The organism is Candidatus Zixiibacteriota bacterium (assembly GCA_026397505.1).
Taxonomy (GTDB): Bacteria; Zixibacteria; MSB-5A5; order GN15; family PGXB01; genus JAPLUR01.
Genome location: JAPLUR010000087.1, coordinates 22,231 through 28,837, shown reverse-complemented (window position 1 = coordinate 28,837; position 6,607 = coordinate 22,231). Strand labels below are relative to the sequence as shown.

General features: G+C 46.2%; 3 protein-coding genes. 2 read left to right on the top strand and 1 reads right to left on the bottom strand.

Annotated features, from left to right (window positions below; translation table 11 throughout):
• Positions 1-105 precede the first annotated feature (105 nt).
• Positions 106-1,164: an IS110 family transposase gene (locus NT002_09220; protein MCX6829444.1), complete on the top strand. Its 1,059-nt coding sequence runs from the start codon at positions 106-108 to the stop codon at positions 1,162-1,164.
• A gap of 1,102 nt (positions 1,165-2,266) precedes the next feature.
• Positions 2,267-4,267, top strand: a complete 2,001-nt coding sequence (locus tag NT002_09215) for a hypothetical protein (protein MCX6829443.1) — start codon at positions 2,267-2,269, stop codon at positions 4,265-4,267.
• A gap of 761 nt (positions 4,268-5,028) precedes the next feature.
• Here the strand turns inward: NT002_09215 and NT002_09210 are convergent.
• The gene (locus NT002_09210; GenBank protein ID MCX6829442.1) at positions 5,029-6,546 is read right to left on the bottom strand and encodes a carboxypeptidase M32; all 1,518 of its coding nucleotides are present in this window, start codon (positions 6,544-6,546) and stop codon (positions 5,029-5,031) included.
• Between the last annotated feature and the right edge of the window lie 61 nt (positions 6,547-6,607).

Below are 6,607 nucleotides of genomic sequence, written 5' to 3'. Positions count from 1 at the left end.
GCGGCCTAAGTAACTATGTTATTAAGTAATTGAGCCTCTGTTCTTATGGGTTTAAATTTAGTGAATGCAAACAAACGCTTAAACCTTAAAGAGCAGGAGGCTCAGATGAGAAGTTGCAAAGAAAGAGTGTTAGAGGGAAGTGATATTTATGTGGGAGTTGATGTTCACCTTAAGCAGTGGCATGTGACGATCCTACATGAAGAGGAAGAACTGTTCAGTGGCAACATTCCTGGTCATTGGGAGGATTTGGAAAAGTTGTTGAGTCGTTACGCTCGGGATCGGATATATGTGGTCTATGAAGCAGGTTACTCGGGATTCTGGTTACATGACCAACTGCTGGAGTGGGGCGCCAATTGCATTGTGACACCGCCGTCATTATTGCCGGTGGAGTCGGGGAATCGGGTGAAGACGGATAAGCGGGATAGTCGGAAGTTGGCCTATTTGCTATCGCGGGGTATGTTGAAAGCCATCTGGGTTCCCAGCCGGGAGGAATGTCTTAATCGTGAGGTGATAAGGCGTCGACGGCAATTGGTTTGGGATCGGGTTCGGGTTCAGAACCGGATAAAGAGTGCGCTCTATTTTTACGGGATTGAATTGGCCAAACCGCGGGGTCGCTGGAGCACTGTTTATGTAAAGAATTTATGGAGTCTGCGTTTGGGGAATAAGTTTGCTCAGGAAAGCTTTTGGCGATTTCTGGAGGTATATGAGGATTTATGTCGGCAGATTGAAAAGCAGACAAGTCTCTTAAAGGAATTGTCGCTGACGGATCGATATCGGGATCAGGTTGCGATATTGTGCAGTGTTTATGGGATAGCCATGATTTCGGCCATGGAGATATTGCTGGAGTTGGGGGATATCGCGCGCTTTCGGCGTGGGGAACAGTTGGCGGCGTATGTTGGATTGACCCCGTCGCAACATTCGAGTGGCGATAAGGTTCGGATGGGTCATATTACGCGGGCCGGTAAGGGTGCTTTACGGGGGACCCTGATTGAGGTGGCCTGGCTTTTAATCCGGCATGATTCCGGCATGAATGAGAAGTATCTTAGGATAAGACGTAATTCCGGTTCGAAACGAGCTATTGTAGCGATTGCACGGCGATTGTTGCTGTGTCTTCGGCGGATGCTTTTGGAGAAGCGGCCGTATTATTTGGAAGCAGCGGCTTAAGAAACTGATTTCGGAACTATAACGATCATGAGGAAGGAAGGCGGCGTTGCTGGGTCTGTGGGGAAAGCCACGTTTCTAAGTCTGCCGCTTCCCCCGTGAAAACCTCGGATTGATTACCTGTGGCTCACTATAAAAGAGGCCACGAATAGCAGACTGGTTTGGATTCACGAATAAAACCCGAAAATGGGCTTGACTTGATACATAGCAGACCCAGCGGAACTATGAATGACCATTTTTGGCTTTGTTCGCCAAGATTTTCATGCTCTTCGGGCCTGCGGTTTCTTCCCCTTTAGTTGTTGACGGGAGACGGATTGGACCGATCGATCGGGGTTGTCGGAAATGGCTTTGTTTTTTGATTTGTGGGCAGTCGTCGGGCATCGAGGACTTTCTATGTGACAGCTTAAGTCGCTGTGGGTTTTTGACTTATTACCGGAATAGACGCAGAAGAGTTCGTTGAGAAAGGAGGAGAGATAGCGCGCCTTGTTCTTAGGGGAAGGAAATTGAAGGGCGCGATCCAGATTGAATTGATAATAAAGGCCGTGTTTGAGGGCATTACGGCTAGAGCGGAATTTACGCAGGGGGCTCCGGGGCCCGGTCGACTTTTGGGCGTTTCGAAGGTTGGCCAGAATTTGTTTTTTGCTTACAGGCATAACAATAAACCTCCAAATATAAGGGCTCCTGCCGCCAAATCACCATCGGTTTGGTAGTGATTTTGCAGGCCGGGGATTGAAAGGCAAGGGGATAGGAATAGAATATTAAGGGGGTTAATGCAGAGAGACCTTTCTGAAAAGTATAGTTTACCCTTGACATTTAGTGCGCAATTTCTAAATTAAATAAGGTCTATAATACGGCAAGGATATTGGATATTTTGTATTGGCGTTCCATTTGGCTGATTGATATTGATATTAAGTTTAGGAAATTATCCCCTTATGGGTAAATCATAAATTAATATTGCACCAAGACACTGAAGAATGCAAATAGGCATTACCCCATTTGATTAGCGTATGAGTAGATTCTTGCGAGTGGGGATGACAATTCGACAATAAATGAGATCATTTACTCCTATGAAATTAGCTCATCAAAACAATTCAAGGAGAGAAGTATGGCTGGACCTTCAGAAACAACCCCAGGAATTAATCCAAATGCATTCTTCATCGGTTATACCCCTGACGAAAAGAAGATAGTTGATATCTTTGCCCAGGAGTGGTATATCACGCACGTTGGCGAGCCCATTACACTGGGGAAGAGCAATTATCGTTTCTTCTTGATGAAACCCACCGCCAACTATCAGCGAATGTTCAATCTGGAAAGAGAGATTTTAGCCGTAATAAGTAGATATGAGAATTTCGAACCCAGAGTTCTAGATGCGTTCACGATGATTGGAAGGCGTTTTCAAAATCTCAGAATCGAGCCTATCTGCAGCGTGCTTATATGCAATGATCCAATTATAGAACTTGCAGTAAGAGAATTGTTGAAAAATGAAAAAGAATCGCAAATCATCGTGCCATTCAATTACAACGAACTGCTCACAATCAAAGATTCCTACTTTATTAGAAACAGATTTAGAAAGCATTTCTATTCACGCGACCTATTCGCATATGAGGCGCCCCTCAAAACCGATCTCTATTTCTTTGGCAGAAATGATTTGATATACAATATTGTCAATCGCCACAGAACGGGGGAAGTGTCCGGACTTTTTGGTTTGCGCAAGACCGGCAAGACGTCAGTGATATTTGGTGTGCAGCGTGCACTGACACATCTCGAATGCAGAAGTGCTTTCATTGATTGCCAGAATCCGGCATTTCATAAACGCAATTGGAATAATGCACTGCATTTTGTAATCCAAGAAATTTGCAATCAACATGGACTTGCCATTCAACCTGAAAGTGAAGATGAATATACAGATATAAATGCCCCAATTATATTTGAGAGAGACCTGCTTAGAGTTCATAAATTATGTAATAAGAAATCTCTTCTGTTGATTTTTGATGAAATCGAGAACATAACGCCCGGCGTATCACCCTCTGAACAGTGGTGTGACGGGCTTGACTTCGTGTACTTTTGGCAGACTCTCCGATCACTATTTCAGAAACTGCCCGCCGTCTTTTCATATCTAATTGTAGGGACAAACCCATTATGCGTGGAATTGCCGTCGATTTGCGGGAAGGATAATCCCATATTTAACCAGGTGCCATTTCAATATATTCCACGATTTGATGTTCCTCAAACACGGGATATGGTAAGAAAACTGGGGCGTATTATGGGCATATTATTCGATGATTACTTATATGCAAGGCTCACGGAGGACTTTGGGGGGCATCCATTCTTGATAAGGCATGTCTGCAGCGTTATTAATCGCTTATGTCCAGACGACAGACCATTAAAGGTGAATAAATCTGTCTATGAGGATGGCAAGCGAATATTCTTAAGAGATTATAGCAGTCACTTAGATATGATACTCAATGTATTATGTGAACATTATAATGATGAATATGAGATGCTAACATATTTGGCACGCGGTGACAATGATACTTTTCTTGAAGTGGCCGAACTTTCTCCTTTATATACAAATCATCTACTAGGTTACGGCATCATTGACGAAAGTCATGGTAAGTATAGTTTTCGGATTGATGCAATAAAGGAACATCTCGCCAATAAGGGTAAATATAGGCGTTTAAACCTAAGCGCACAGGAAATGCTTCAGGAAATTTCGGAACGAAGAAATAGTGTCGAACCCCGTATTAGATATATTTGCAAATCCGTCTTGCTATCACACTATGGAAAAAATGCGGCACGTCAAATTGTCACTGATATAATGGGTGAACCAAGGAAGTCAAAAAATGCTGCCCTTTCGTTTGAAGATCTATTTACTTCTAATTATTCGGGCATTCTATTTGATGATCTCCGCAAAGTGATCGTAAAGCAGTGGGAATGTTTCAAACATGTCTTCGGCCAGGACAAAGATGAATTTGATCACCGTATGAAAGCAATAAACAAGTATCGTGCTGATGCACACGCCAAGAGCATTAGTAAGGATGACATGGAGTATTTCCGGGTGTGCATGATCGCTTTAGAGAAGCTTGCTGATGACTACTACCCCTAATGCCGATGGCCATAATAACAGGTGGCCCGCACGGAGAATGGCAATTTCCATAATCCTCAACCGCTTTAACTGAAGTGCCGATTTTCGACAATCACTTACATCGGTCTGCAAATCGGTGCCGGGCCGCCCTTATGCAGAAAATTGATGAGATAAGTAATATCCTGAATGTTAGTTATGCCATTGCCGTTCGCATCTGCCTCAGGATATTTCCCCGGACCGCCCTGACAAACGGGCATGGGCCCACCTTTATACAGGAAATTAATCTCATAGGTAAACTGGCAACCCACCCAACTGCTGCGAATTCTTTACCGCTCGGCCCGGCGCAAATTAATAGTTGTAATTCTCCGCCAATGCTACCATAAAATAGCCGCCTTCAGCGCAAAGTCAAGCTGAATTTGCGGGCGGGGATTCCAAAGTCAAGACCGCCGACCAAGGGTTCGGGGCAGGCGCAGGGGGATTGACCTACCGGAATGAAAATTGTCGGGTTTCTCGTCTCCGCCGGTGCGGAGTCTCGGAACCGCGAGTTACAATAACTATAGTCAAGACCATCAAGAGGTCTTGACCTACACCGCTGCGGAACAATGAAAGTTTTCCGTCAGGAAGGGGTTTCTGACGGCGCGGGGAAATTGTCGGGTTTCTCGACTCCGCTAGCGCGGAGTCTCGAAACCGCGACCTACAATAAACCCAGAACCGCGATCTACAAAAAAAACCGGGGTGCATTCCCATACACCCCGGCAATAGTAAAATAAAACTGGCAGCAATCAAACGCCGTACAGCTCGCCGTATTTCTTTTTCAAGTAATCCATCAGCGGCTTGTGGCTCAGCGGTTTCCCGGTCACCACCTGCACCAGTTTCTCGGCGCGATACCGTTTCCCATGAAGATGAATATTCTTATTCAGCCATTTCTTCAGTTCGCCGAAATTCCCGGCCGCAAATTGCTCATCGAGGTTCTTAATATCCTCTTTGGCTTTGGCAAAAAACTGCGCCGAATAAAGATTGCCCAATGTGTAAGTCGGGAAATATCCGATATATCCGGAGGACCAGTGGACATCCTGAAGGCACCCCTCGGCAGCATTTTTCGGCGTGATACCGAAAAACTGCTTGAACTTCTCATTCCATGCGCCCGGGACATCCTTGGCGAGAAGGTCACCTCTGAGGAAAGCATACTCCATTTCGAAACGGAGCAATATGTGAAGATTGTAGGTCACCTCATCTGCCTCAACACGGATAAACGACGGCCGCACATCATTGATCGCAAAATAGAAATCATCAAAGCTTACATTCCCCAGCGATTCGGGATACAATTGCTGCGCCCGCGGATAGAAATGTTTCCAGAAAGGGCGGCCTCTTCCGACCTGATTCTCCCACATCCGCGACTGCGACTCATGAATGCCAAGCGAGACCGCATCGCCGCGCGGCATCCCGAAATGAGCCGGATCCAGCCCCTGGTCATAAATCCCATGGCCGGCCTCATGCATGATTCCAAAAAACGCCTCTCCGAAATGACGCGGATTGTACCGGGTGGTGATACGGGTATCGCCGGGGCCAATCCCGGTGCAGAAAGGATGAGTGGTGATATCGAGACGGCCCGATTCAAAAGAGAAACCAATCGCCGCCGCCGCCGATTGCCCGAACATCGCCTGCCGATCGACCGGATATTCCCGCTCGATTATCGAAAGATTGGGATGCTTGCCCGAATCAATAATGGCCGCCACCAGCGGCACCAGTTCTTTCCGGAATTCTCCGAGCACTTTCCCGGTCGATTCGTAGGTTGCGCCGGTTTCGTAGTTGTCCAGAAGAGCATCATAAGCCTCTTTTTTATAACCGAGGCACTCGGCCACCTGAAGATTCAGCTTGATAATTTTTTCCAGCCAGGGAAGGAATTTCGGAAAATCGGAATCTTTTCTCGCCTGCACCCATACTCCCTGCGCCATGGTGGTGGTGTGGGTGATTTCCTCAATCAATTTCTGCGGAATTTTGACCGCTTTGTCGTAATCGTGTCTGATTTCGCGGATATTCACCGCGGCATCGGAAAACTCATCTTTGACCAGTTCCGAATGCTCCAATTCGGTCAGGATCTCGCCGATTCTCGGATCGGTGAATTTCTTGTGTGTCAGCCCGGCCAGGTAAGCCAACTGGTCGGCACGCCCCGCCGAACCACCCCGCGGCATATAGGTTCTTTCATCCCACCCCAGCAGACTGGAACAGGAATTTATTGTGGCGATTTCTTTATTTCTGTCTATCAACTCTTGATAGAGCTCACCATATTTTTGTGGCATTCAACTCCTCATCTTTTTGGTTGCAAATTTTCGACAATATAACAAAAACGGCCGGAAAGGG

What these genes read in the sequence shown, in the direction of transcription:
- NT002_09220 (MCX6829444.1), top strand. Translation starts at nt 106, where the DNA reads ATGAGAAGTTGCAAAGAAAGAGTGTTAGAGGGAAGTGATATTTATGTG.
- NT002_09215 (MCX6829443.1), top strand. Translation starts at nt 2,267, where the DNA reads ATGGCTGGACCTTCAGAAACAACCCCAGGAATTAATCCAAATGCATTC.
- NT002_09210 (MCX6829442.1), bottom strand. Translation starts at nt 6,546, where the DNA reads ATGCCACAAAAATATGGTGAGCTCTATCAAGAGTTGATAGACAGAAAT.